Raw genomic sequence first — 24,802 nt, 5'->3', positions numbered from 1 at the left:
ATAAGCCACATTGAGGGGAAGTCGCGAAGCAAACCAGGATCGTTGGAGCGAAGCTTTCCGGGAATCGTCTTTGCCGCCGAAATATTGCTGACAGAGCCGACGCCTTCGCGGGCAAGCCTCGCCCAACGGCCATTTCAACCTGTGGGAGCCGAGCTTGCTCGCGAAGAACGATTACGCGGTGTATCTGGGCCACCGAGGCACCTGATTTGCGGGCAAGCCTCCAACGGGCGTCATTTCAATTCGCGGCGGATATCGCCTCGCGAGCAAGCTCGCTCCCACTCAAGATCGCTCAGTATCAGGTTCGGTCAGTCATTGCGCCCGCCGCCGTAATAACCGCAGCCGCGCTGGGTCTGGCCATTGAGGCGCAGTTCGGCGGTCAGGTGTTGCACGGCGCCGGTGACGCTGTCGACGCACCGCTGTGGCGCAACCCACAGTTCCATGGTCTGGCCGTTGGCTTCGCTGCTGACGCTGAAGCGTCCGTCCGGCAGTTGTTCTTCGAGGTAAGGTACGGCAATCGGTTCTTTGCCCAGGCGTTCGATGACCATGCCTTTACCGCTGACATTGACGTTCCAGGCCGGTTTATTGCCGTTGACGTGCAGGTTCAGGCGTTTGAAGTTCGGGTCATCGCAAGCCTGGCCGGCGCGCTCTACGCGATAGAGCTGCTGCAGGTCGAGCTGGCCGTCGCTGTTGGTTGCCTTGCCGGCGACGAAGCTGCCACGCAAGTCGGCGAAGACCTTGCCGGAGCTGTCGGCCAGGGCCGCGGATTCCTGCAGGACGCCGGTATTGCCGACGTCCTTGACCACGAAGCGGCGTTGTTCATTGCACGGCTGAAACATCAGCTTGCCGCCTTCGCCGCTCAACGAACCCTGCATGCGTGTCCAGTTCGCCTTGGATACCGAAGACTCGGGCTTGGCGCCGAGCATCTGGCATCCGGCAAACAGCGGCAGCAGGGCAAACAACATAATGGAACGGGCAGCAAACATGGGATGGTCTCCAGACAAGTGCCGCCACGTTACTCAGCCTGTCGCGCCATCACAAGGGGCAGTTAGCCAACGCGGTACGTCTGACCGGTCTGTAGGCCTTCGACACTTTTCGCGTAGGCAAGCGCGACCTCGGCTGCGGGAACCGGTTTGAAACCTCGAAAATAAGGCGCATAGCTGCCCATGGCTTCCAGCAGAACATTCGGGCTTACCGAATTGACCCGCATGCCGCGTGGCATTTCGATGGCTGCCGCGCGCACGAATGCGTCGATGGCGCCGTTGACCAGACTGGCCGAGGCACCGGAGTGAATCGGGTCATGGCTGAGGATGCCGGTGGTGAAGGTGAATGAAGCCCCGTCATTGGCAAACTCGCGGCCAATGAGCAGCAAATTGACCTGGCCCATCAATTTGTCCTGCAAGCCGAGGGTGAAGTCGGTTTCTTTTATGTCGGCCAACGTGACGAAGTTCACATTTCCGGCAGCGCAGACCAGCGCATCGAAGCGACCTATCCGTTCGAACAGTTTCCGGATTGAAGCGCTGTCACTAATATCGACCCGTTCCTCGCCACTGTTGCGACCGATCCGCACAATTTCGTGGCGCGGCGCCAACTCGTCGGCAATGGCCGAACCGATCGTACCGCCTGCACCAATCAATAAAATTTTCATCGTGCTGCTCCGAGCAAGTCATTCAGGGAAATTGAGCACGAAGTTTAGGTGGACTAATTGCAGTCGATAAGAGCGCTAATAGGCAACCTTTGGTTCTCATAAGGAAACGATAGTGAGTGAAATAGACGACCTGGCGGCGTTCGCTGTCTTGATCGATGCCGGTAGCTTCACCGCTGCGGCGGCGCGCATGGGCTGTAGTAAAGGCTATCTGTCCAAGCGCATCAGTCATCTGGAGGAGACTTATTCAGTCATGCTGCTGCATCGCAGCACTCGCAGCCTCAATCTGACTTCTGCTGGCGCTGCGTTACTGCCCCAGGCGCAACAGCTACTCGCCAGCATGAATCGGGCGCGCAATATCGTCGCACTGATGCGCGATGACATGGTTGGGCAAGTTCGCCTGACCACTCCGGTGTCCCTGGGGGAAACCTTCTTCGACGGCTTGCTCACGGAGTTCGCCGAAAAGTATCCGCAAGTGACGATCGAGCTGGACCTCAACAACAGTTTTCGTGACCTGCGCCGCGATGGCTTTGATTTGGCAATACGCTCGTATGTCGCCCCCGACGAGCGCCTGATTGCCAAGCCATTGCTGGCCATTCAGGAACTGACGTGCGCCAGTAGCGCTTACCTTGAGCAGTACGGCCAGCTGCATACGCCCCATGAACTGGTCACGCACAAATGTCTGCTCAACAGCCATTACAACGGGCGCCACGAATGGCTGTATCACCAGAATCATCAATTGACCCGCGTGCAGGTCAATGGCTCGTTTGCCAGCAATCACTATGGTCTGTTGAAGAAAGCGGTGATGGTGGGCGCCGGCATCGCGCGTCTGCCGTCCTACATGGTGCATGCCGAGATCAACGACGGGCGATTGCATTGGCTGTTTCGCGATTACCAGACGAGCATTTTGCCGCTGTTTCTGGTGCATCCTTATGAAGGCGAATTACCCAAGCGTATCCAGGTTCTGGCGGACTATCTGTTGGGCTGGTTCCAGCGCAGCACCGAGGCTCTTGAACGCCTCGCGACTCTGGAAATAAAAAACGGCCCGTAGGCCGTTTTTTGATCAAGGGGCAGTCGCGAAAGCTTAGCCGCCGAGGTAAGCGTCGCGTACTTTCGGGTCGACCAACAGCTCTTCCCCGGTGCCTTGCATGACTACCCGGCCGTTTTCCAGCACATAGGCGCGATCAGCGATTTTCAGCGCCTGGTTGGCGTTTTGCTCCACCAGGAACACCGTTACGCCATCACGACGCAGCTGTTCGACGATCTCGAAAATCTGCTGGATGATGATCGGCGCCAGGCCCAGCGACGGTTCGTCGAGCAGCAACAGCTTGGGCTTGCTCATCAGCGCCCGGCCGATGGCGAGCATTTGCTGTTCGCCGCCGGACATGGTGCCGCCGCGCTGGTTGAAGCGTTCCTTGAGGCGCGGGAACAAATGCAGAACCTTGTCCATTTGTTCCTGATAATCGCCTTTCTCGGTGAAGAAACCGCCCATGGCGAGGTTTTCTTCCACGGTCAGGCGAGCAAACACGCGACGGCCTTCCGGCACGACGGCGATGCTCTTGCGCATGATCTGCGCCGACTCCAGGCCGACCAACTCCTCGCCCATGTAGCGAATGCTGCCGCTGTGGGCGCGAGGTGAACCGCACAAAGTCATCAACAAGGTTGATTTACCCGCGCCGTTGGCACCGATCAGGGTCACGATTTCGCCCTGGCGCACCTCGACGTTGACGCCGTGCAGCGCCTGAATCTTGCCGTAGAAAGTGGAAACGTTTTCGAATTGCAGCATTTACGCTTCCCCCAGGTAGGCTTTGATCACTTCGGGATTGTCCCGAATCTGTTCCGGCGTACCATCGGCCAGCGGCGTGCCCTGGTTGATCACCACGATGTGGTCGGAAATGCTCATCACCAGTTTCATGTCGTGCTCGATCAGCAGGACCGTGGCGTTGTACTCATTGCGCAACATGCCGATCAGCGCCTTGAGGTCCTCGGTTTCCCGTGGGTTCAAGCCCGCTGCCGGTTCGTCGAGCATGAGAATCCGCGGACGGGTCATCATGCAGCGGGCGATTTCCAGGCGGCGTTGCTGGCCATAGGCCAAGGTGCCAGCCGGACGGTTGGCGAATTCCTTGAGGTTCACCGCTTCCAGCCAATGCTCGGCGTACTCCATGGCTTCGCGTTCGCTGCGACGGAAGCCCGGCGTGCGGAACAGACCGGCGAAGAAGTTGGTGTTCAGGTGCCGGTGCTGTGCAACCAGCAGGTTCTCCAGTGCGGTCATTTCCTTGAACAGACGCACGTTCTGGAAGGTACGCACCACGCCTTTACGGGCGATTTCATGTCCGGCCAGGCCTTGAATCGCCTCGCCGTCGAGCAGGATGGTGCCCGACGTTGGTCGGTAGAAACCGGTCAGGCAGTTGAATACCGTGGTCTTGCCGGCACCGTTGGGGCCGATCATCGACACGACTTGTTTCTCATTGACGGTCAGGCCTACGCCGTTGACCGCCAGCAGACCGCCAAAGCGCATGCTCAGGCCGCTGACTTCTAATAGCGGGCGGCTCATTTGCGCAGCTCCATGTGAGGACGTTGCATGGGCAGAAGACCTTGAGGACGCCAGATCATCATCAGCACCATCAGGGCGCCGAACATCAACATGCGGTACTCACTGAAATCACGCATCAGTTCCGGCAGCAGGATCATCACCACAGCGGCGAGGATCACCCCCAGTTGCGAGCCCATGCCGCCCAGCACCACGATGGCGAGGATGATGGCCGACTCGATGAAGGTGAAGGATTCCGGTGTGACCAACCCTTGGCGAGCGGCGAAGAAGCTCCCGGCGAAACCGGCGAACGCAGCACCCAGGGTAAAGGCCGACAGCTTGATAATCGTCGGATTCAGGCCCAATGCGCGGCAGGCGATCTCATCTTCGCGCAACGCTTCCCAGGCACGACCAATGGGCATGCGCAGCAGGCGATTGATCACGAACAGCGCTGCCAGCGCCAGCAGCAAGGCAACCAGATACAGGAAGATGACCTTGTTGACGGAGTTGTATTGCAGGCCGAAGAACTCGTGGAAGGTTTGCATACCTTCCGCCGCCTTGCGTTCGAACGACAAGCCGAACAGCGTTGGTTTTTCAATGTTGCTGATGCCGTTCGGGCCGCCGGTGAGGCCGGTCATGTTACGCAGCAGCAAGCGGATGATTTCACCGAAGCCCAACGTCACGATGGCCAGATAGTCACCGCGCAAGCGCAATACCGGGAAGCCCAGCAGGAAGCCGAACGTCGCCGCCATCATCCCGGCAATCGGCAGGCAGATCCAGAAACCCAGGCCGAAGTAGTGAGACAGCAGGGCGTAGCTGTAGGCACCGACCGCGTAAAAGCCCACATAACCCAGGTCCAGCAGACCCGCCAGACCGACCACGATGTTCAGGCCCAGGCCGAGCATGACGTAGATCAGGATCAGCGTGGCGATATCCACCGCGCCCCGGGAGCCGAAGAACGGCCAGACCAGTGCGACCATGATCAGGCCGAGCATGATCCAGCGCTGGGTGCTCGGCAGGGTCAGGAAGACGCTGGCCTTGGCGGGCATGACCGGGATGCTCGGTGACGAACGCCACGCGGCGCTGATCTGCTCATGGAACAGCACCCGCAGGAACATGGCGATGGCACAGGCAAAGATAATGCTGACGGTGGTGCTGCTGGCGCCGATGACTGCCAGTTTGACGCCGACGATTTCCAGCTTCAGGCCGAGTATCGGGTACGCGACAGCCAGCACCAGCAAGGCGCTGAACAACGCCGATTTGAGTTTCCTGGTCATACTTTTTCAACCTCCGGGCGGCCAAGCAGGCCGGTCGGCCGGAACAACAACACCAATACGAGAAGACCGAACGCCACCACATCCTTGTACTGGTCGCCGAAAATATCGGCGCCAAAGGCTTCGGCCACGCCCAATACCAGACCACCCAACATGGCGCCCGGAATACTGCCGATCCCGCCCAGTACGGCGGCGGTGAAGGCCTTGATGCCGACCAGGAATCCGGCGTTGGGGTTGATCACGCCGTACTGCATGCTCAGCAATACCGCAGCGACCGCCGCCAGCGCGGCACCGATGACAAAGGTCAGGGCGATGATGTTGTTGGTATTGATACCCAGCAGGTTGGCCATCTTGATGTCTTCGGCGCAGGCGCGGCAGGCGCGGCCCAGACGAGAGCGGGAGATGAACCAGGTCAGGCCGAGCATCGCGATCAGGGTCACGATGAAGATCAGCACTTGCATGTAGGAAATCACGACTTCATGAGTGCTGGTCGAGCCAAACACGAAGTTGCCGGGAATCAGGTTGGGAATCGATTTGTCCTTGGAATCCTGGGACAACAGAACCGTGTTCTGCAGGAATATCGACATACCGATGGCAGAAATCAGCGGGATCAGACGGTTGCTGCCGCGCAGCGGGCGATAAGCCACGCGCTCGATGGCATAACCGTAGGCACTGGTCACGACGATACTGGCAACGAAGGCGGCGGTAATCAGCAGCGGCAGGCTGTCCAGCCCCATCATCGTCAGGCCGGCGAGGGCGATGAACGCGACGTAGGAACCGATCATGTACACCTCGCCATGGGCGAAGTTGATCATGCCGATGATGCCGTAAACCATCGTGTAACCGATGGCAATCAAGGCATAGGTGCTGCCAATGGTCAGGCCATTAACCAGCTGTTGGAAAAAGTGATAGATGTCTATCTCGGGCATTACAGCGCTCCTGAAAACCTGCTCGGTGTTCCACTGGTGGTCGTCTTGCTGCCCGTGCGTCGTGATATGGGTCCACGTTGGCATCGAGCCCAGTGAATCACTGGTAACGGTTTTGAAGATATGTTCAGTGCCTGGCACTCTTTTGAAGTGCCCGCACTCGTAAAACAAAGCCCACTGCGGTAGCAGTGGGCTCTGGGTTCAACTGACAGCGATTGCTTACTTCACAGGCGCTTCAGTCTTGGTGCCGTCTTTGTGCCAGGTGTAGACCACGAATTTGAAGTCTTTCAGGTCGCCTTTGGCGTCGTAGCTGAGGTCACCCATCGGGGTCTTGAAGGTCCCGTCGTGAATTGCCGCAGCAACCTTGGTGGTATCTTCGCTGTTGGCCGTTTTGATCGCCTCGGCAATCACTTGAACCGCGGCGTAAGCCGGGAACACGAACGGACCGCTTGGATCTTCTTTCTTGGCCTTGAATGCCTCAACCAGCGCCTTGTTGGCAGGGTCTTGGTCGAACGAAGCAGGCAGGGTTACCAGCAGGCCTTCGGAAGCGTCCTGGGCGATCTGGGAAATCGACGCGTTACCCACGCCTTCCGGACCCATGAAACCGGCTTTCAGGCCTTTTTCTTGCGCCTGGCGCAGGATCAGACCCAGCTCAGGGTGGTAGCCGCCGTAGTAAACGAAGTCGACGTTGGCTTGCTTCATCTTGGCGATCAGCGACGAGAAGTCCTTGTCGCCAGCGTTGATGCCTTCGAACAGAGCGACTTTGACGCCGTCTTTTTCCAGGGTCTGCTTGACGGCGGTCGCGATGCCTTCGCCGTACTGCTGTTTGTCGTGGATGACCGCAACGATTTTAGGCTTCACCTGCTTGGCGATGTAATTGCCTGCCGCCGGGCCTTGAGCGCTGTCCAGGCCGATGGTACGGAAAATCATCTTGTAGCCACGAGCGGTGATTTCCGGGCTGGTTGCAGCCGGAGTCACCATGATGATGCGTTCGTCTTCGTAAATGTCCGAAGCCGGTTGGGTGGAGCTGGAGCACAGGTGACCCACCACAAACTTGACGCCGTCGTTGACGACTTTGTTGGCGACCGCTACCGCTTGTTTCGGATCGCAGGCGTCGTCGTATTCAACCGCTTCGAGCTTCTTGCCATCTACGCCACCTTTGGCGTTGATCTGTTCAATGGCCATTTTGGCGCCGCTGAACTGCATGTCGCCGTACTGGGCGACTGCACCGGTTTTCGGGCCGGCGATGCCGATCTTGATGGTGTCTGCTGCGAATGAATGGCTGGCAACCCCCGCCATAACCAGTGCGGCAAACAGCTTGGAAAGCTTCTTAGTACCCTTAGTCATGATGCTCCACTCTTGTGTTTTAATTTTTATAATCCTGACGCCAAAGCTGCAGGACCGGATTGATAGATTCCGATCTTCCCCCCGGCAACTGTACCGGAACAGTTTAGAGCGCCGATTGATCGCTTGGAAAGCTGGCTGCGGGGGGCAAAACCGATTGATGTCGCTAAATTGTACGAAAGATACAGAATCAAGCGGTTCGACTTGCCCAATCGACCTTCAAACCCTTGGTTTTCCTGATCTTCCCTGCAATCAATTACTTGTATCTGGGTTTGTCTGGAGCAGACTCGGCGCTATCATTTGCGTCGATTTTCTTTTCGGTGGAACCCATGAGCGAAGAACCAAGCACCCTCTATGCCAAACTGCTCGGCGAGACGGCATCAATTACCTGGACGGAGTTGCAACCGTTCTTTGCGCGCGGTGCCCTGTTGTGGGTCGAGCAGACGCTGGATTTGATCGAGGTCGCCCAGGCTGTTGCTCGGAACGAGGCAGATAAAGTCAGCGCATGGCTTGCCAGTGGCGAGGTCGGCAAGGTGGCTGAATCGCGGGCGCTAGAGCTGGTGGAGCGGGATCCGACACTTTGGGCAGTCGTAGTGGCGCCTTGGGTGCTGGTCCAGGATAGGGCGCCAGCTTTATAGATGGTCGATTTTGGTGCGTATTGGCTCGGGGGATGGGTAGTCTGGTAACTGGCCTGGAACTTGGGTAGCGAAAAATCTCACTGTTGGTGCTGTAGTCGTAGGTCCGGCTTTAGCCGGGAGAGCCGCACGCGCGGCAATGCAGATGCCTGGCATGCAATGCAGCCCTCCCGGCTGAAGCCGGTCCTACGGGACTCAATTGAGCTCCGTTACAAGCCGTAGCCCGTCTTGCCCGTATGTTGATTCAGCGAGATGACCCGGGTCTTGCCGATGCGATGACGGTAGATTTCGCGCAAGTATTTGATGGCCTTCTTCACGCTTTCGCGAGAAATCCGGATGTCATTGATCGAGACAAACTTGGATTTGTCTTCGATCAGCTCGCGGTACTTCTTCTCGTACATAGGCTTGATCGCATACCAGTTGGTATCGAGGATCCTGGCCGGATTTTCGTATTCGTTGAGCAAGTCATCAATACGCTCTTCATCAAATTCGTCGCTGACGATGAAGTCTAGAATCGCATTGTCCAGCGTGTCGTCGAAACGGAACTGGTTTTTTGCGAAGCAACGCTTGATGAACGCCACGATCAGCGTCAGGAAGTCATCCGACAGGCACGGACTCTTGGCGATCAGGGTAGTCAGCGACAGGTTGGCCGACGCGCCGATCACCAGCGCGTAACGCTTGAGCGTGGTGTTGGGGAACAGGCTGTTCAAGTGTGTCTTGAGGCGGTTCAGGTCCATGTAGGACAGCTTGTAGTCCTTGGGCAACGAAACGATGGAGACCACCGACGAGCAGTTCTTGAAGAAGTGCAAGTCATGCAGCGCCGCGGCGTCGTAGCCGGAGGTCTTGTACTGATCCAGTGCGGCGCGATAACGCTTGGACTCGATCGGCAGCAGGCTGATGCCTTCGATGGCCTGGGTCACTTTATTGAAGTGCGGCAAGTCAATGGAGCGGAAGAACAGGTCGTCGATGTTCAGGCGTGGCGGTTCTTTCTCGAACACCTTGAATTTGTCCGAACCGGGAGCCGGGCTTTCCGGAACCACTGACTCGGCGTAGGCAATCGCTACCGGGCCCGCCAGGCTCATGAACAGGTCGTTGGCATCCAGGCGAATGGTTTCGCCGATATCAATTCCGGCACGTCGGAAATAGTTCTGATCGTAATCGGTGGTCACCGCCTGGGCAGTGAGGATGTTGAAGATCTGCTGCGAGATGTACTGGTTGGCGTGACGCTCCATGGCGTTCACATCGATGTTCTCTATGTTGCCGTCGTCGCTTTCCTCGGCGTAACGCATGATGTCGTTGGAGATCAGCATCATGGCGTTCCATGGGCGAATACGGCCCATGACGCTGGCTTCGCTGCTGTCTTCATTCTCGAAGTTGTACGAAAAGTCCCATTCCTCAGCTAGATACTTGCAGAGCAGGCGACCGGCATTGATGTGCAGGGCTTCGGACATTTCGCTGCGATGATCGGAAATGTTCGGCAGCACACAAATGCCGCTGGTGAAGATCGGTTCGAACACGAAGGACCGGCCGCGTTTGCTGTCGTTTTCGTCGGTTGGCCGAGTGTCGAAAGTCTTGTTCATGTACGAGAACTGCTGCGCCAGGCCGAACTCCGAGGCCATGCCCGAACCCGTACCGCCGCCCGCACTGAAAATGTAGAAGTACAGGCGTGACTGGTTGGCCTTGATCCCGCATGAGTCGATCAGGTACGAGTGGATCAGCTTCCAGTCGGTGCTGGAGAATTGGCTGGTGTCCTTGTTGAGGATGATCTTGGCCAGGTACTGGCCGAGGATCGGCGCGTTACCGGCGCCTCCAGCATGGACCTCGGACAAGTCCATGATTTTCATTTTGCTGTAGTCGTTGATGAACCCGCTTTTCTCGCCCTTGCGCGAGAAGCGGATACGGCCAGCGATGTCTTTGTCCAGGTCGCCGAGCATGACCAGCGGCTCAACCAGAAATACGGGCTTGCTGGCTTTGTTCTGCACCAGCCGCAGATTGTTACGGATCCAGTGCGCCGGGCTGTAGCGCTTGTCATCGCGCAGGCGATCTTCGTTTTCGAATTGATTGAGGTAGAACTTGCGCGCGTTGTAGACCAGTTCGGCAACATCCAGAGCGATGTTCGAGCCGCAGCGGCCCAGGCCGATCAGGCATACCGAGGGGAACTGCTGTTCGCTGCGCAGGATGCTTTCATCGATGTGCATCGAAGGCGGGAAGACCGTGTCGCGCAAACCGTCGAGATTATCCAGGATGCGGTCAGTGTCGGTTTCCGTGAAGTACATGTACTGCTGAACGGGAATTGGCTTGGGCCGATAGTGGGTACTGGGTACGCCATCTGCCTTTGCGGCAACGGCTGCACTCAATGGTCCGGGTATCGCACCAGCAGAATCGTTTTTATTGGTCATCGTGGGCCATTTGCCTAAGGAGGCTGCGATGCGGTTGGGGTCATCGCGCCATCACGGAAAGAGAAGTTACGACATCGCAGTGCAATTATTTCCAGGGGCGATTGGGAATGAACCCGAGCAATGACCAAGGCGCTCCCTGTCTGGTTCAATAGTGAATCGGCGGGCTCACGGAAATCTTTAGTGATTCTGACCGGTGGGTTGAACCTCGGTAATTGACTGTTGTCATTGCGCCGCATCCTGGACGTCGCCGTGCCTGGATATTTGCCTGGCGAATGTTTACAGGCCGCCGTGGGGGTATCGTCCTTTACCCCCCAAAAGCTCGAAGGCGTGTCAGTACCCTTTCTTTGCGGTTTTCTGTTTGAGGGGGACAACACGCGCGGCGGGCTTCGACACTGGCGAGTCACTGGCAGTCCGTTGTTGACGCAGTTCGCCGGACAGTTGCCCGAGCGGTTGAGGAGCGGTAAATAGATTGCCCTGCACATAGTCGCAGCCGTATTGCTTGACGTAATCCAGCTGCTCGGGGGTCTCCACGCCTTCAGCAACGACCTTCAGGCGCAGCGTGTGGGCCATGGCGACAATCGCCTGCACGATTTCCATGTCCTGGGGCGATTTCAATGTGTCGACGATGAATGAACGGTCAATCTTTACCGTATCCAGCGGCAGGCGCTTGAGATAGGCCAGCGACGAGGCTCCGCTGCCGAAGTCGTCGATGGACAGCGATATGCCCAGGTTGCGGATCTGTTTGAGCTGACTGATCACGTTGCTGATATTGCCCATCAAGGCGTTTTCGGTCACTTCCAGTTCCAGTCGGGACGGGACAATGCCGGTTTCTTGCAGCACCGCCAGAACCTCATCAACCAGATCTGGCCGGCCAAGGTTGATGGCAGACCAGTTCACCGCGATGACTAGCTCGTCCAGACCAACGCGGGCCAGTTCGCTCAAGTCCTGGCAGGCGCGGCGCAGCACCCAGAGGTCAAGATCGACGATCAGGCCATTGGCTTCGGCAATGCGCAGAAATCGATCAGGCGTGAGCAAGCCATGTCGGGGATGCTCCCAGTGCAGCGACGCTTCCAGCTTGCTGACCTGTCCGTTCCGCAGATCGACAATGGGTTGGTAATAAAGCTGCAGCCCGGAGCCTTCGTGCAAGGCGTTGCACAGTTCTTGTTCAAGATTCAGCTCCAGGCAGGCCTGGGTCTTGAGGCTTGGGATGTAGAAGTTCACCCGATTGCGACCGTTGTCCTTGGATTGATAAAGCGCCAGATCGGCATGCTTGAGCAATTCTTCGCAGGTCTGACCGTCCTTGGGGAACGTGCTGACGCCAATACTGGTGGTCATCACCATGCGGCGCCCAGCCAGCACGATAGGTTGCGTCATCTTTTGCATGATCCGCTCGGCCAGACTTCGGGCTTCCTCGGCGTTGGGCAGGTCGATGAGAATGCAGAACTCGTCGCCACCAAAGCGCGCGACCACATCCTGCACGCGGGTCGCGCTGTGAATGCGCTCGGCGATGACCTTGAGCAATTCATCACCGGCATCGTGGCCCAGGCTGTCGTTGATGCGTTTGAAATGGTCGATATCGAGGAACATCACCGCCAGCATGCCGCCCTCGGAACTGTATTCCAGCAGCTTTTCGGCAAAGATCTGATTGAAACCACGACGATTGAGCAGATTGGTCAGCGGATCGTGATGAGCCACTTGCTGCAATGACACGCGAGCCTGATCGAGTTGGTCAAGCAGCAGGTTGACCCGTCGCAGGTCGATTTCCTTCTCCTGCAGCTTTTTGTCGGCCAGCGATGCACTGATACTGCCGCCGACGATCAGTAAGGCGATCAACGCAATCGTCAAGCCCAGTTGCAGGCCGTTTTCGGGCTGGGTCGAGTGCATCGCCATATTCGTGGTCATCGTCAAATGCAGCGACCAAATACCAGTCATGTGCGTGCACAGCAAGCCCGCACCGATAAGCACGCTCGCTACCCCTCTGCGGAACTGATACAGCGCATCGCCCCCGTGCCGAAGCTCGCGGGCCATCAGTAACAGGACGAGACTGCTGAGAATTGCCAGCAGGACGGAAAGTGCGAACGACTTGGGTTCGTAGTATTGCGCTGCCTCGGAGCGCAGGGCTGACATGCCCAGGTAATGCATGGTGACGATGCCGAGCCCGATCGCTGTCGCATTCAGGATGCTGCTTGGCCGATTCAGGGTTTCCTGGGTAATGGCCTTCATTGCCAGAGCGCCAGCAACCAATGCAATCAGCAGCGAGGCGATGGTCGCGGTCAGGTCGTAGCGCATCGGCATCGGCACTTCGAGTGCCAGCATGGCAATGTAATGCATGGCCCACACGCCGCCCGCCAGGCAAAACGCACCCAGCACCTGCCAGCGTTGCCGACTGTGGTAATTCTCGACTTGTATTGCGCGCTCACTGACGTGCAGCGTGGCAAAGCACGCGGCACACATCACCGCGTAGGCCAGAATCATCAGGAATTGATCATGAGAGCAATCCAGAGGCAGCTGTCCTTGTGCCGGCGGCCCGAAAACGGCCTTCAACCCCACCCAATCCATAGCGAACCCCATCTATTCCATCCCAGTGTCACCAAGGGTTTATAACCAATGGCGATATGAGCTGATTATAGGGAGCTAAAAACCGACGAGTGGGAGTATTGCCGGCTAGTTGCAACTAATTTGGAATAGGCCCGATAACTAACGGATCTATCCCCTCGAACGGGGTAAGAGAACACTCTTTACGAATGTTTACAGACATTGCGCAGTATGGGTTCTAAATTGTTCTGCACTGCTCTGACCAATAACAAGACGTCCAACAATAAGAACAAGGGATCGTTTACGCGCAGCACGTTACCGAAAAACTCTTCCCAGGCGACCAATGCCTGGCGCGTCCTGTTTCTGCTGTTTCTGGCCAACCTGTTCAATTTCTTCGACCGCACCATCCCGGCGATCATCATCGAGCCGATCCGTCGCGTACTGGCGATCCCGACCTTTGGCTGGCTGGTGCTGGCCGGATTGACCTTCAACTTCGCCACTTATGCGTGCAACTCATTCATGGTGCCGATGCTGCAACGCTATTTCCGGTTGCCGTTGCAGGAAACAGCGGTCGCCACCGGGATCATCGTCGGAGTTACGGGGTTGGTCGGTCTGACCGCTGGAGGCTGGATCGCTGACAAACTGCACCAGCGTTTTGCCAATGGACGCTTGATGTTCGCTGCAGTGAGCATGCTGGTGGCGACGCTGGCCACGGGCTATGCCTTGCACGCGGGACGGATTGAAATCGGTGTGTTTGTCGCCGTGTTCGGCCTGGGCTGGTTGTTCGCCTACAACTTTTATACTTGCGTCTACACCGCGATTCAGGATGTCGTGGAACCCCGTTTGCGCGCGACGGCCATGGCGCTGTTTTTTGCCGGTTTGTATCTGCTGGGCGGCGGTTTAGGGCCGGTGGTGGTGGGGTTGTTGTCCGATCATTTTGCCCATTCGGCGATGGCGGCTGCCGGCGCCCTGGAAATGGCCGAGGCGTTCAAGGCGGTGGGGCTGCATGACGCCATGTACCTGATCCCGGTAGCGTTGTTCATGACCTTGCTGTTTCTGCATCAGGCGTCACGCTGCTTTAGCCGCGACGCGCAGAAGATGAGGGTGGGGATGGCGGCGGATGAGCCGGAGGAGATTGGAGCGGGGAAAGCGACGGTTGCCTGACGTGCCGCCTTCCCGGAAGCCGAAGGAGCGACTTTAGTCGCGAAGGCGTCATTGCCCTCCCGGCTAAAGCCGGTCCTACAGCGAGGCATGCCTTTATCCGATCAACCCGCCACCAGCACCCGAATCGCTTCCAGACGCAGCGCGGCTTTATCCAGCATCGCCAGGCCTTGCTCGCGTTGCGCGCGCAGGGCGATCAGTTCGCTGTCGCGCACCGTCGGGTTGACGGCTTGCAGGGCGGTGAGGCGCGCCAGTTCTTCGTCGGTGTCGGCAGCCAGGCGACGCTGCGCCTCGGCTACGCGTTCGGCGTGTTTCGGTGCGATCCTGGCTTCGCCGGCGTTGATCTGCGGATTGAGCACGTCGCGCTGGGCCTGGATGAACTTGTTGGCACTGGCGCGCGGCACGCTTTCCAGTTGTTCATTCAGGGTCACGAACGACACTCGGCCTGACAAGTCATTGCCGTTGGCATCCAGCAGGCAGCGCAAGGCGGCCGGTGGCAGGTAACGGCCCAGTTGCAGCGAGCGCGGCGCAACCACTTCGCTGACGTAGAGCAGTTCCAGCAAAACGGTGCCTGGCTTGAGTGCCTTGTTCTTGATCAGCGCCACGGCGGTGTTGCCCATCGACCCGGACAGCACCAGATCCATGCCGCCCTGAACCATCGGGTGTTCCCAGGTAATGAATTGCATGTCTTCGCGAGACAGCGCCTGGTTGCGGTCGTAAGTGATGGTCACGCCTTCGTCGTCGCCCAGCGGGAAGCTGGCGTCGAGCATTTTTTCGCTTGGCTTGAGGATCAGGGCGTTTTCCGAATGGTCTTCGCTGTCGATGCCGAACGCATTGAACAGGGTTTCCATATAGATCGGCAGGGTGAACTGATCGTCCTGCTCAAGAATCGCCTCGACCAGCGCCTCGCCTTCGCCAGCGCCACCGGAATTAAGCTCCAGCAAGCGGTCGCGACCGGTGTGCAGTTCACTTTCCAGGCGCACCCGCTCGGCGCGGGCTTCATCGATCAGCGCCTGCCATTCATCGTCGTCGCCGCTTTCCAGCAACGGCAGCAGGCGTGGGCCGAACTGGTGTTGCAGGGCGTTGCCGGTCGGACAGGTGTTGAGGAACGCATTGAGCGCTTCGTGATACCACTGGAACAGCCGCGCTTGCGGGCTGGTTTCCAGGAATGGCACGTGCAGTTCGATGGTGTGTTTTTGGCCGATTCGGTCCAGGCGACCGATACGCTGTTCCAGCAAGTCCGGGTGCGCAGGCAGATCGAACAGCACCAGGTGGTGGGAGAACTGGAAGTTGCGGCCTTCGCTGCCGATTTCCGAACAGATCAACACCTGGGCGCCGAACTCTTCATCCGCGAAATACGCCGCAGCGCGGTCGCGTTCAAGGATGTTCATGCCTTCATGGAACACCGTGGCCGGGATGCCGGAACGCACGCGCAAAGCGTCTTCCAGATCCATCGCGGTTTCGGCGTGGGCGCAGATCACCAGCACTTTGACGCGCTTGAGCATTTTCAGCGTGTCGATCAGCCAGTCGACGCGCGGGTCGAAGCGCCACCAGCGTTCTTCTTCAGTGACGTCCGGTTGCGCCTGGAAGCTGACTTCCGGGTACAGGTCAGCGTGTTCACCCAACGGCAATTCAAGGTATTCGGCCGGGCAGGGCAGCGGATACTGATGCAGCTTGCGCTCCGGGAAGCCTTGCACGGCGGCCCGGGTGTTGCGGAACAGCACGCGGCCTGTGCCGTGGCGGTCGAGCAATTCGCGGATCAGGCGCGCGCTGGCTTCGGTGTCGCCATCGTTGACGGCGGCCAGCAATGCTTCGCCCTCGCTGCCGAGGAAGCCTTGAATGGTTTTGTGAGCTTTAGGCGACAGGCGACCCTTGTCGAGCAACTCCTGCACCGCTTCGGCCACCGGGCGATAGTTTTCGCTTTCAGCGCGGAAGGCTTGCAGGTCGTGGAAGCGGTTCGGGTCCAGCAGGCGCAGACGCGCAAAGTGGCTGTCCTGACCCAGTTGTTCCGGAGTCGCGGTGAGCAGCAGTACGCCGGGAATCACTTCAGCCAATTGCTCGACCAGGGAATATTCAGGGCTGGCCTTTTCTTCGTGCCAGACCAGGTGGTGAGCCTCATCGACCACCATCAAGTCCCAGCCCGCAGCAAACAGCGCGTCCTGGGCTTTCTCGTCTTCGACCAGCCATTCCAGCGCCACCAGCGCGAGCTGGGTGTCTTCAAACGGGTTGCTGGCATCGCTTTCGATGAAGCGCTCGGAATCGAACAGCGCGACCTGCAGGTTGAAACGGCGGCGCATTTCCACCAGCCATTGGTGCTGCAGGTTTTCCGGGACCAGAATCAACACGCGATTGGCACGACCGGACAGCAACTGGCGATGGATCACCAGACCGGCTTCGATGGTCTTGCCCAGGCCGACTTCGTCCGCCAGCAAAACCCGAGGCGCGATACGGTCGGCGACTTCCCGGGCGATGTGCAACTGGTGCGCGATAGGTTGCGCACGCACGCCACCCAGGCCCCAAAGGGACGACTGTAACTGGCGGCTGGTGTGTTCCAACGTGTGGTAACGCAGCGAGAACCAGGCCAGCGGGTCGATCTGCCCGGCGAACAGGCGGTCGGTGGCGAGACGGAACTGAATGAAGTTCGACAGCTGGGTTTCCGGCAGGGTGACCGGTTCGTTCTGCGCGTTGAGCCCGTGATAGACCAGCAGGCCGTCGACATCGTCGACTTCGCGCACGGTCATCTTCCAGTTTTCGAAGTGAGTGATCACGTCGCCGGGAGAAAAGCGCACGCGGGTCAACGGCGCGTTACGCAAAGCGTATTGACGCGTGTCGCCAGTGGCCGGATAGAGCACGGTCAACAAGCGGCCGTCCTGTGCCAGAACGGTGCCTAAACCCAGCTCGGCTTCGCTGTCGCTAATCCAGCGTTGCCCCGGTTGATACTGCTGCGCCATGCTGCCTGTCTCCCGCCTTGAAAAAGCCGACTATCTTAACGGAACACACTGCCCAGGCCAAAGGCGGAGTGAACTTTCAACGCGATTTCTCCTGTATTTCCGGCTAAAACCGCGTTTTGCGGCACTACTTGCAGCAAACATAGTCGAATCTTTCTCATTCAACGGTTCAAGTCGACGAAACGGCGGCCGACAATTACTCAACAGGAGATCAAATCATGCTGCAGCCGACGCTTCCCTTGAGTGTGGTGCCCGTGACTTCCCAGTTGGATGCGGCCAGACAAGTGCCGGATATTCCGCCTGTTGCGCCCGTGCAGCCCAGCTCCACCGAAACCACCATCGACTTGCGCAATCATGACGCTGAACACAGCGCGTTATTGTTGCGTGAAGAACAGCAACGTCATCACGAGCAGCAAAAGCGTCGTGAGCAGAGTTCGGACGAGCCGGAACACCTGGCGGTGCCCGGTCATTCGCTGAACGCCGATAACACCGTGCCGGTGGTGCCGCTGATGGATGAAGCGCCGCGCCAGGGCATGTGGGTGGATGTGGAAGTCTGAGCGTGATCAGCGTGCGCGCCCGTGAGCGCTGCTGCGCTGGTCATGGCTCTTGCGATTACGCATTATTAGCCTCACTTCCATGTGTTCGAGAGTGCAGGCCATGAGCGGAGACGAAAAACTGATCGACCTGGGCGCCGAACGTGCCAAGCGGGTACACGATCTGAACGACAAGCGATTGAACGAAGTGCGCAACGCCTTCGAGCAAGCCATGCCCTTGAGTGCGGGCAGGAAAAAGTCGAAGAACAAACCGAAAAAACGCTGAATCCCCCCCAATTCTGTTGACCCAGATCAGTTGTCCACGCGCTTGGTGATCGAGCGTGTGGCGCTATTGATTTGGGTCAATTTCCATCGCCGCCGCTGTGGGTAATCTTGCTCCATCGAACAGGGGCAGAGCAGGAGGCGCGGTTATGTTTTTCGACAATGTGGTTGTGGCCGGTGTCGTTACCGTTGGCCTGATGCTGGTGTTCTTCGCAGGCTTCGGACTATTTATCTGGAAGGACTCGCAAAAGCGCAAGTGAGGCTGAGGCCTTCTATAACAAGAGCACGCAAGGCATTTTGGGCGACTTCGGTCGCCCTTTTTTTTGTGATGGTTAATTGCATCTATGCAACCTGTGTGGGAGCGAGCTTGCTCGCGAAGGCGATTTGTCAGGCTCTGCAGATGCTTCGAATGCAAAGCCCTCTTCGCGAGCAAGCTCGCTCCCACGTTCTGATCCAGCAGAATCAACCGATGCTGATTGCCGGCAATTGAGTCAGGGTCACGGTCTGCTGTTTACGCGGGGCGATGATCTCTGCTTCGCCATCGACCACCAGTTCTTCACGCTGGTTGAAGACGCGAGTCGCGATGCGTACGCGGAATTTCGGCATTTTTTCCAGGATCTCCAGGCGCACGGTCAGGGTGTCGCCCAGTTTTACCGGCTTCTGGAACGTCATCTGCTGGCCCACATAAATGGTGCCCGGCCCAGGCAGCTCGCAGGCGACGGCCGCGCTGATCAGTGCGCCGCTGAACATGCCGTGGGCGATACGCTCCTTGAACATGGTCTGCGCAGCGTATTCGGCATCCAGGTGCACCGGGTTGTGATCACCGGACATCGCCGCGAACAGCTGGATGTCGCGCTCTTCAACAGTCTTGCTGTAACTGGCGGTCTGACCGACTTCAAGGGCTTCGTATGGGGTGTTGGTAACCTGGGTCATGGGTGATCCTGAATATTGAAAAGAGGCCTGGCGATGACGGGCAAAAGTGGCGTGGTCATTCTGCCCGACGCGGTCTTGGCTGCCGCAGTGTCTGCTCCAGCCAGTCGAGTACATCCCCCGTGACTTCATCGCGATTGGTTTCGTTGAACAGCTCATGCCGCGCCTGCGGATAGATCTTCATTTGTAACATTTGATGACCTGTCTCGGCCAATGCATCGGCAAGATCCTTGAGACGCTTGCCTTCGCTCACCGGATCACATTCCCCGCCAATTATCAGCAACGGCAGGCCTGGATCGATCTGTTTCAGGTTCGACGGCTTGCTGATCTGCTGCAGGCCGCCGAGCAGATCCAGCCAGAATTGGTTGGTGCAACGAAAGCCGCACAGGGGGTCGCTGATGTACTGGTCGACTTCCTGGGCATCCCGGCTCAGCCAGTCGAAGCGTGTCCGTCCCGGCTTGAACGCCTTGTTGAACGAGCCGAATGACAGCCATTCGATTAGCCGACTGCGCCCGGTCGGGCCTTGCCGCCAGCGCTCCAGGCGGGCGATGGTGCTGGCGCTGCGATACAGGGAAACCGGCTGGAAATTCGAACCGCTGAGTATCGCGCCCTGCAAACTGGCGCCGTGATGCAGCAGCCAAGCCTGCGCTATATAGCTGCCCATGCTGTGGCCGAGCAGAAATACCGGTGTATCGGGATGACGTTGGCCAATGGACTGATTCAGGCTCGCCAGGTCATCCACGACTTTGCTCCAGCCGTCTTCATGGCCGAAATGGCCCAGCATGCCCTGGGCGGCGGTCTTGCCGTGGCCGCGCTGGTCGTGGGCATACAGCGCAAATCCGGCATCGCACAGCGCCGCGCCCAGACGCGCGTATCGTCCGCTGTGTTCGGCCATGCCATGAGACACCATGACCACCGCCCTGGGCGCAAGCGGCGGCAGCCAGGCATTGACGTACAAGCGAGTGTGATCGCTGGCGTCAAGCCAAAAGACTTCGTGTTTCATGACGGCTCCTTTCGCCTGAATCTGCTGATATTCGGGCTCTGTTCATGGAGTGTATAGCCGATGGTCGATTGCAGCCCGATCAGCAAGGAGATTCACGCCGATGATGACGCATTGGCCGGTATTTGCCTTCCTGGCGATTGCTGCTAACGTCCGCCAAGCCCCGCGTTACAGCAGCGGACCAGACACTCTCAGGTAAGAGGACAATAACAATGCAACCTGATTTCTGGAATGACAAACGCCCGGCGGGCGTACTCCCTGAGGTGGATCTGCACGCCTACAAGTCGGTCATCGAAGTGTTCGAGCGCAGTTGCCGAAAATTCGCCGATCGCCCGGCGTTCAGCAATATGGGCGTTACCTTGACTTACGCCGAGCTGGATCGGCATTCGGCGGCATTCGCTGCATTCCTCCAGCAACACACCGAACTCAAGCCTGGCGACCGCATCGCCGTGCAAATGCCCAACCTGCTGCAATACCCGATCGCCGTGTTTGGCGCCCTGCGCGCCGGTCTCATCGTGGTCAACACCAACCCGTTGTATACCGCGCGGGAAATGCGTCACCAGTTCAAGGACTCCGGTGCCCGGGCGCTGGTGTATCTGAACCTGTTCGGCAAGCTGGTCCAGGAAGTGCTGCCCGACACCGAGATCCAGTACCTGATTGAAGTGAAGATGGGCGACATGCAATCAGCGGCCAAGGGCTGGCTGGTCAATATGATTGTCGACAAGGTCAAGAAGCTGGTCCCGGCCTACGACTTGCCCCAGGCCACGCCTTTCAAAAGCGCGCTGCATCTGGGCGGCGCTCATCATCTGCAACCCGTGACCCTTGGGCTTGAAGATATCGCGGTCCTGCAATACACCGGCGGAACCACCGGGCTGGCCAAGGGTGCGATGCTCAGCCACGGCAATCTGGTGGCGAACATGCAACAGGTCTACGCCTGCATGCTGCAGCACGGCGACGACGGCAGCCCGGTATTTCGGGAGGGCAAGGAGATCATGATCGCGCCACTGCCGCTCTATCATATCTATGCCTTCACCGCGAACTGCATGTGCATGATGGTCAGCGGCAACCACAACATCCTGATTACCAACCCACGCGACATCGGCGGCTTCATCAAGGAACTGGGCAAATGGCGCTTTTCGGCCATGATCGGCCTCAATACGCTGTTCGTGGCCTTGATGAACCATCCGGATTTCAAATCCCTGGATTTCTCCAGCCTGAAAAGCACCAACTCCGGCGGCACTGCCTTGGTCAAGTCCACCGCCGAGCGCTGGGAGCAGCTCACCGGTTGCCGCATCGTTGAAGGTTACGGGCTGACCGAGACGTCTCCGGTGGCCAGCGCCAACCCCTATGGTGCCAGCGCGCGCCTCGGCACCGTAGGGATTCCGATGCCGAGTACGGCGATGAAAGTCATCGATGATGATGGCCACGAGTTGCCGTTGGGCGAGCGCGGCGAGCTGTGCATCAAAGGCCCGCAGGTGATGGTGGGTTACTGGAAGCGCCCGGATGCCACCGCCGAGGCCATCGACGCCGAAGGCTGGTTCAAGACCGGGGACATTGCCGTCATCGATGCCGACGGTTTCATCAGCATTGTCGACCGCAAGAAAGACCTGATCATCGTTTCCGGTTTCAATGTCTACCCGAATGAAATCGAAGACGTGGTGATGAGCCATCCCGGCGTTGCCAACTGCGCCGTCATCGGCGTACCTGACGAGCGCTCCGGGGAAGCGGTGAAGCTGTTCGTGGTGGCTCGCGAAGGCGGAGTCAGCATTGAAGAGCTGAAGACGTTCTGCAAGGAAAACTTCACCGCCTATAAAGTGCCGAAACACATCGTATTGCGCGAGTCGCTGCCAATGACACCGGTGGGGAAGATTCTGCGGCGGGAGTTGCGGGATATTGCGTAAAGGTTCGTAGGAACCGTCTTGACCCTCATCACGCAACCATTTGAACACATTCCGTAGGACCGGCTTTAGCCGGGAGGCGGCGGTACATTCGCAGCGTCCCGTCGCCAAACCTTCCGCCCTCCCGGCTGAAGCCGGTCTTACGAAGTCAATCAGCGGCTCTAGCCCAACAATTTCAGGCAGATTTGCGACAAATAGTATGATTGCTCTAAATGTGACTACTGGATAATCAAGAGTCATTTTAGTGACTGTAGAGGCCCTTGTTGGCTCTATGCGACCCTCGGCAAAGCTGCTACTCTCGGCGCGCTTTTGGACCAGTCCGTAAGTCAAAAGCGTGAACCGCAAAATTCCAAAACACAAGAAAATCACCGCGATCAAGCGGTGTGAAGAATTCGCTGTCGCTGAGGAGCCGGCTTCCATGATCGAAAATTTCTGGAAGGACAAGTACCCGTCCGGCATTGCTGCCGATATCAATCCAGACGAGTATCCCAACGTCCAGGCGGTATTGAAGCAGTCTTGCCAGCGTTTCGCCAATAAACCGGCCTTCAGCAACCTGGGCAAGACGCTTACGTACGGTGAGCTGTACGAATTGTCCGGTGCTTTTGCTGCCTGGATTCAACAACACACCGACCTGCAACCCGGCGACCGCATCGCCGTGCAGCTGCCCAATGTGTTGCAGTACCCGATTGCCGTATTCGGTGCCATTCGTGCCGGTCTGATCGTGGTCAACACCAACCCGCTGTACACCGCGCGGGAGATGGAACACCAATTCAACGACTCCGGTGCCAAGGCCCTGGTGTGTCTGGCGAACATGGCGCATCTGGCGGAAAAGGTCGTGCCCAAGACCCAGGTCAAGCACGTCATCGTCACCGAAGTGGCCGACATGCTGCCGCCGCTCAAGCGTCTGCTGATCAACAGCGTCATCAAGTACGTGAAGAAGATGGTCCCGGCCTTTCACCTGCCCAAGGCCGTCAAGTTCAATGACGTGCTGAGCAAAGGTCGTGGCCAGTTGGTCAACGATGCTTCGCCAGACGCCAATGACGTCGCAGTTCTGCAATACACCGGCGGCACCACGGGCGTGGCCAAGGGCGCGATGCTGACCCACCGCAACCTGATCGCCAACATGCTGCAGTGCAAGGCGCTGATGGGTTCCAACCTTAATGAAGGCTGCGAGATCCTCATTACGCCGTTGCCGCTGTATCACATCTACGCGTTCACCTTTCACTGCATGTCGATGATGCTGATCGGCAACCACAACATCCTGATCAGCAACCCGCGCGACCTGTCGGCGATGGTCAAGGAGCTGTCGAAGTGGAAGTTCAGCGGCTTCGTCGGCCTGAACACGCTGTTCGTGGCGCTGTGCAATAACCAGGAATTCCGCAACCTGGATTTCTCGGCCCTGAAAGTCACCCTGTCCGGCGGCATGGCGTTGCAACTCGCGGCTGCCGAGCGCTGGAAAGAAGTGACCGGCTGCGCGATCTGCGAAGGCTACGGCATGACCGAAACCAGCCCGGTAGCCACGGTCAACCCGATCCAGAAAAACCACGTCGGCACCATCGGCATTCCGGTGCCGTCGACCTTGTGCAAAGTCATCGACGACGCGGGCGTTGAACAGCCGCTGGGCGAAATCGGCGAGCTGTGCATCAAGGGCCCACAGGTCATGAAAGGCTACTGGCAGCGTCAGGACGCCACCGACGAAATGCTCGACGCCGATGGCTGGCTCAAGACCGGCGACATCGCGATCATTCAGCCCGATGGCTACCTGCGCATTGTCGACCGCAAGAAAGACATGATTCTGATCTCCGGTTTCAACGTCTACCCCAACGAACTGGAAGACGTGCTGGCAACCTTGCCCGGCGTGTTGCAGTGCGCAGCCATCGGCGTTCCGGACGAAAAATCCGGCGAGGCGATCAAGGTGTTTGTGGTGGTCAAACCCGGCGTGACGCTGACCAAGGATCAAGTCATGGAACACATGCGCGCCAACCTGACCGGCTACAAAGTCCCGCGCAGCGTGGAGTTCCGCGATGCGCTGCCCACCACCAACGTCGGCAAGATCCTGCGCCGCGAGTTGCGTGATGGCGAATTGAAGAAGTTGGGGTTGAAGAAGTAAACATACACCGCGGTCCAGGCCTCGCCCAGTGCGCTGGCCTGGTTTCTCAGGTTGGCTGCCTCACCTTGGCCGAGTCGTAAATTGCCCCTCGTTCGCGCTTACCAACGGCGACTACTGTTACTACCACCCGGTCATCTTCAACTCTATAAACAAGTCGATATCCTGCACTGCGAAGCTTGATCTTGTAATGGTCCGGCATGCCGTGCAGAGCATCGCTTGCAACCCTGGGTAGCCCAAGCCGCTCTTTGAGTTTTTTCTTGAGTTGATCGCGGATGGTATGGCCCAGCTTGTCCCACTCCTTCATTGCCGAAGGCAGGAACTCAAGTTTAAAGGGCATCTAGATCTACTGGTATCGGCGTCTCGTGCTGGCGTGACTTGATCAGATCCGCCAGATCGAGATCATCAAGGCGCTCCATCATTGCTTCGAACACCTCAGCAGGAACCATGTAACCCATTACCTTGTTATGGTTGAGTACAGCAACGGGCAAGCCGTGTGCGCCACTCAATACCGCAGAAGGATTTTTTTTCAGTTCCGATACGCTAACAGCCATATCAGCAAGAATGCTTTGCATAATTTGATACTCCAATTTGGGCGTTATATTGGTCTTTTTGTAAGTGGCGTGCAACCGGAACGGCAATCTCCGATTTCAGCGCC

General features: G+C 58.1%; 21 protein-coding genes and 1 pseudogene. 8 read left to right on the top strand and 14 right to left on the bottom strand.

Annotated features, from left to right (window positions below; translation table 11 throughout):
* Window positions 1-305 precede the first annotated feature (305 nt).
* Together AABC73_RS22445 and AABC73_RS22440 are read right to left on the bottom strand one after the other, a co-directional pair.
* Window positions 306-983 (bottom strand): hypothetical protein, encoded by a 678-nt coding sequence (locus tag AABC73_RS22445; protein WP_341521020.1) that lies wholly within the window; start codon window positions 981-983, stop codon window positions 306-308.
* Between the two features lie 62 nt (window positions 984-1,045).
* Window positions 1,046-1,645 (bottom strand): short chain dehydrogenase, encoded by a 600-nt coding sequence (locus AABC73_RS22440; RefSeq protein ID WP_341521019.1) that lies wholly within the window; start codon window positions 1,643-1,645, stop codon window positions 1,046-1,048.
* A 112-nt stretch (window positions 1,646-1,757) separates the two neighbouring features.
* Here AABC73_RS22440 and AABC73_RS22435 point away from each other — a divergent pair, with 112 nt between their 5' ends.
* On the top strand, window positions 1,758-2,693 hold the full coding sequence (locus tag AABC73_RS22435) for a LysR family transcriptional regulator (RefSeq protein ID WP_341521018.1): 936 nt from the start codon (window positions 1,758-1,760) through the stop codon (window positions 2,691-2,693).
* 33 nt (window positions 2,694-2,726) lie between these two features.
* Here AABC73_RS22435 and AABC73_RS22430 read toward each other — a convergent pair whose 3' ends face one another.
* The 5 genes from AABC73_RS22430 to AABC73_RS22410 form a co-directional block, all read right to left on the bottom strand.
* Window positions 2,727-3,428: an ABC transporter ATP-binding protein gene (locus AABC73_RS22430; protein ID WP_065831684.1), complete on the bottom strand. Its 702-nt coding sequence runs from the start codon at window positions 3,426-3,428 to the stop codon at window positions 2,727-2,729.
* Window positions 3,429-4,196, bottom strand: coding sequence for a high-affinity branched-chain amino acid ABC transporter ATP-binding protein LivG (livG, locus tag AABC73_RS22425; protein WP_341521017.1), 768 nt, complete (start codon window positions 4,194-4,196; stop codon window positions 3,429-3,431).
* Window positions 4,193-5,449, bottom strand: coding sequence for a high-affinity branched-chain amino acid ABC transporter permease LivM (locus AABC73_RS22420; RefSeq protein WP_341521016.1), 1,257 nt, complete (start codon window positions 5,447-5,449; stop codon window positions 4,193-4,195). The genes livG and AABC73_RS22420 overlap by 4 nt, the downstream gene beginning before the upstream one ends.
* On the bottom strand, window positions 5,446-6,375 hold the full coding sequence (gene livH, locus AABC73_RS22415; protein WP_020288995.1) for a high-affinity branched-chain amino acid ABC transporter permease LivH: 930 nt from the start codon (window positions 6,373-6,375) through the stop codon (window positions 5,446-5,448). The genes AABC73_RS22420 and livH overlap by 4 nt, the downstream gene beginning before the upstream one ends.
* 216 nt (window positions 6,376-6,591) lie before the next feature.
* Window positions 6,592-7,719 (bottom strand): branched-chain amino acid ABC transporter substrate-binding protein, encoded by a 1,128-nt coding sequence (locus tag AABC73_RS22410; RefSeq protein WP_341521015.1) that lies wholly within the window; start codon window positions 7,717-7,719, stop codon window positions 6,592-6,594.
* A 326-nt stretch (window positions 7,720-8,045) separates the two neighbouring features.
* On the opposite strand from AABC73_RS22410, the gene AABC73_RS22405 reads away from it, so the two are divergent.
* A complete protein-coding gene (locus AABC73_RS22405; protein WP_341521014.1) occupies window positions 8,046-8,354 on the top strand; it encodes a DUF2288 domain-containing protein in 309 nt (102 codons plus the stop codon).
* Between the two features lie 206 nt (window positions 8,355-8,560).
* On the opposite strand, the gene AABC73_RS22400 is transcribed toward AABC73_RS22405, so the two are convergent.
* Together AABC73_RS22400 and AABC73_RS22395 are read right to left on the bottom strand one after the other, a co-directional pair.
* The gene (locus AABC73_RS22400) at window positions 8,561-10,750 is read right to left on the bottom strand and encodes a hypothetical protein (protein ID WP_341521013.1); all 2,190 of its coding nucleotides are present in this window, start codon (window positions 10,748-10,750) and stop codon (window positions 8,561-8,563) included.
* 330 nt (window positions 10,751-11,080) lie between these two features.
* Window positions 11,081-13,309, bottom strand: a complete 2,229-nt coding sequence (locus AABC73_RS22395) for an EAL domain-containing protein (protein ID WP_341524308.1) — start codon at window positions 13,307-13,309, stop codon at window positions 11,081-11,083.
* Window positions 13,310-13,696: 387 nt separating this feature from the next.
* Here AABC73_RS22395 and AABC73_RS22390 point away from each other — a divergent pair.
* Window positions 13,697-14,449: pseudogene (locus AABC73_RS22390) on the top strand (MFS transporter); the annotation flags it as partial.
* A gap of 101 nt (window positions 14,450-14,550) precedes the next feature.
* On the opposite strand, the gene rapA reads toward AABC73_RS22390, so the two are convergent.
* Window positions 14,551-17,397: an RNA polymerase-associated protein RapA gene (rapA, locus tag AABC73_RS22385; RefSeq protein ID WP_341521012.1), complete on the bottom strand. Its 2,847-nt coding sequence runs from the start codon at window positions 17,395-17,397 to the stop codon at window positions 14,551-14,553.
* A 215-nt stretch (window positions 17,398-17,612) separates the two neighbouring features.
* On the opposite strand from rapA, the gene AABC73_RS22380 reads away from it, so the two are divergent.
* From AABC73_RS22380 to ccoM, 3 genes are all read left to right on the top strand, one after another.
* Window positions 17,613-17,951, top strand: a complete 339-nt coding sequence (locus AABC73_RS22380; protein WP_341521011.1) for an aspartate-semialdehyde dehydrogenase — start codon at window positions 17,613-17,615, stop codon at window positions 17,949-17,951.
* Window positions 17,952-18,051: 100 nt separating this feature from the next.
* Window positions 18,052-18,213: a hypothetical protein gene (locus AABC73_RS22375; RefSeq protein WP_341521010.1), complete on the top strand. Its 162-nt coding sequence runs from the start codon at window positions 18,052-18,054 to the stop codon at window positions 18,211-18,213.
* 145 nt (window positions 18,214-18,358) lie between these two features.
* Window positions 18,359-18,469 carry a cytochrome c oxidase subunit CcoM gene (gene ccoM / locus AABC73_RS22370; RefSeq protein WP_020289004.1) on the top strand — a complete coding sequence of 37 codons (111 nt, stop codon included), beginning with the start codon at window positions 18,359-18,361 and terminating at the stop codon, window positions 18,467-18,469.
* A gap of 202 nt (window positions 18,470-18,671) precedes the next feature.
* On the opposite strand, the gene AABC73_RS22365 is transcribed toward ccoM, so the two are convergent.
* The gene (locus AABC73_RS22365; RefSeq protein WP_020289005.1) at window positions 18,672-19,142 is read right to left on the bottom strand and encodes a MaoC family dehydratase; all 471 of its coding nucleotides are present in this window, start codon (window positions 19,140-19,142) and stop codon (window positions 18,672-18,674) included.
* 55 nt (window positions 19,143-19,197) lie between these two features.
* Window positions 19,198-20,142: a lysophospholipase gene (locus AABC73_RS22360; protein WP_341521009.1), complete on the bottom strand. Its 945-nt coding sequence runs from the start codon at window positions 20,140-20,142 to the stop codon at window positions 19,198-19,200.
* A gap of 209 nt (window positions 20,143-20,351) precedes the next feature.
* Here AABC73_RS22360 and fadD2 point away from each other — a divergent pair, with 209 nt between their 5' ends.
* Together fadD2 and fadD1 are read left to right on the top strand one after the other, a co-directional pair.
* Window positions 20,352-22,040 carry a long-chain-fatty-acid--CoA ligase FadD2 gene (gene fadD2, locus AABC73_RS22355; protein WP_341521008.1) on the top strand — a complete coding sequence of 563 codons (1,689 nt, stop codon included), beginning with the start codon at window positions 20,352-20,354 and terminating at the stop codon, window positions 22,038-22,040.
* A 415-nt stretch (window positions 22,041-22,455) separates the two neighbouring features.
* Entirely contained in the window at window positions 22,456-24,147 is a 1,692-nt protein-coding gene (fadD1, locus tag AABC73_RS22350) for a long-chain-fatty-acid--CoA ligase FadD1 (protein WP_341521007.1), read from the top strand.
* 46 nt (window positions 24,148-24,193) lie between these two features.
* Here fadD1 and AABC73_RS22345 read toward each other — a convergent pair whose 3' ends face one another.
* Together AABC73_RS22345 and AABC73_RS22340 are read right to left on the bottom strand one after the other, a co-directional pair.
* Window positions 24,194-24,484: a type II toxin-antitoxin system RelE/ParE family toxin gene (locus AABC73_RS22345; protein ID WP_341521006.1), complete on the bottom strand. Its 291-nt coding sequence runs from the start codon at window positions 24,482-24,484 to the stop codon at window positions 24,194-24,196.
* Entirely contained in the window at window positions 24,474-24,719 is a 246-nt protein-coding gene (locus AABC73_RS22340) for a type II toxin-antitoxin system Phd/YefM family antitoxin (protein WP_341521005.1), read from the bottom strand. The genes AABC73_RS22345 and AABC73_RS22340 overlap by 11 nt, the downstream gene beginning before the upstream one ends.
* Window positions 24,720-24,802: the final 83 nt, after the last annotated feature.

Origin of the sequence: Pseudomonas sp. G.S.17 (assembly GCF_038096165.1) — a bacterium.
Lineage (GTDB): Bacteria > Pseudomonadota > Gammaproteobacteria > Pseudomonadales > Pseudomonadaceae > Aquipseudomonas.
Note: the sequence above shows the minus strand (reverse complement) of the source record. Positions and strands in the feature narration are given on the sequence as shown.

Bases quoted from the DNA above. Each gene is read 5' to 3' on its own strand.
- AABC73_RS22445 (WP_341521020.1), bottom strand. From the start codon at position 983: ATGTTTGCTGCCCGTTCCATTATGTTGTTTGCCCTGCTGCCGCTGTTT.
- AABC73_RS22440 (WP_341521019.1), bottom strand. From the start codon at position 1,645: ATGAAAATTTTATTGATTGGTGCAGGCGGTACGATCGGTTCGGCCATT.
- AABC73_RS22430 (WP_065831684.1), bottom strand. From the start codon at position 3,428: ATGCTGCAATTCGAAAACGTTTCCACTTTCTACGGCAAGATTCAGGCG.
- livG (WP_341521017.1), bottom strand. From the start codon at position 4,196: ATGAGCCGCCCGCTATTAGAAGTCAGCGGCCTGAGCATGCGCTTTGGC.
- AABC73_RS22420 (WP_341521016.1), bottom strand. From the start codon at position 5,449: ATGACCAGGAAACTCAAATCGGCGTTGTTCAGCGCCTTGCTGGTGCTG.
- livH (WP_020288995.1), bottom strand. From the start codon at position 6,375: ATGCCCGAGATAGACATCTATCACTTTTTCCAACAGCTGGTTAATGGC.
- AABC73_RS22410 (WP_341521015.1), bottom strand. From the start codon at position 7,719: ATGACTAAGGGTACTAAGAAGCTTTCCAAGCTGTTTGCCGCACTGGTT.
- AABC73_RS22405 (WP_341521014.1), top strand. From the start codon at position 8,046: ATGAGCGAAGAACCAAGCACCCTCTATGCCAAACTGCTCGGCGAGACG.
- AABC73_RS22400 (WP_341521013.1), bottom strand. From the start codon at position 10,750: ATGACCAATAAAAACGATTCTGCTGGTGCGATACCCGGACCATTGAGT.
- AABC73_RS22395 (WP_341524308.1), bottom strand. From the start codon at position 13,309: ATGGATTGGGTGGGGTTGAAGGCCGTTTTCGGGCCGCCGGCACAAGGA.
- rapA (WP_341521012.1), bottom strand. From the start codon at position 17,397: ATGGCGCAGCAGTATCAACCGGGGCAACGCTGGATTAGCGACAGCGAA.
- AABC73_RS22380 (WP_341521011.1), top strand. From the start codon at position 17,613: ATGCTGCAGCCGACGCTTCCCTTGAGTGTGGTGCCCGTGACTTCCCAG.
- AABC73_RS22375 (WP_341521010.1), top strand. From the start codon at position 18,052: ATGAGCGGAGACGAAAAACTGATCGACCTGGGCGCCGAACGTGCCAAG.
- ccoM (WP_020289004.1), top strand. From the start codon at position 18,359: ATGTTTTTCGACAATGTGGTTGTGGCCGGTGTCGTTACCGTTGGCCTG.
- AABC73_RS22365 (WP_020289005.1), bottom strand. From the start codon at position 19,142: ATGACCCAGGTTACCAACACCCCATACGAAGCCCTTGAAGTCGGTCAG.
- AABC73_RS22360 (WP_341521009.1), bottom strand. From the start codon at position 20,142: ATGAAACACGAAGTCTTTTGGCTTGACGCCAGCGATCACACTCGCTTG.
- fadD2 (WP_341521008.1), top strand. From the start codon at position 20,352: ATGCAACCTGATTTCTGGAATGACAAACGCCCGGCGGGCGTACTCCCT.
- fadD1 (WP_341521007.1), top strand. From the start codon at position 22,456: ATGATCGAAAATTTCTGGAAGGACAAGTACCCGTCCGGCATTGCTGCC.
- AABC73_RS22345 (WP_341521006.1), bottom strand. From the start codon at position 24,484: ATGCCCTTTAAACTTGAGTTCCTGCCTTCGGCAATGAAGGAGTGGGAC.
- AABC73_RS22340 (WP_341521005.1), bottom strand. From the start codon at position 24,719: ATGCAAAGCATTCTTGCTGATATGGCTGTTAGCGTATCGGAACTGAAA.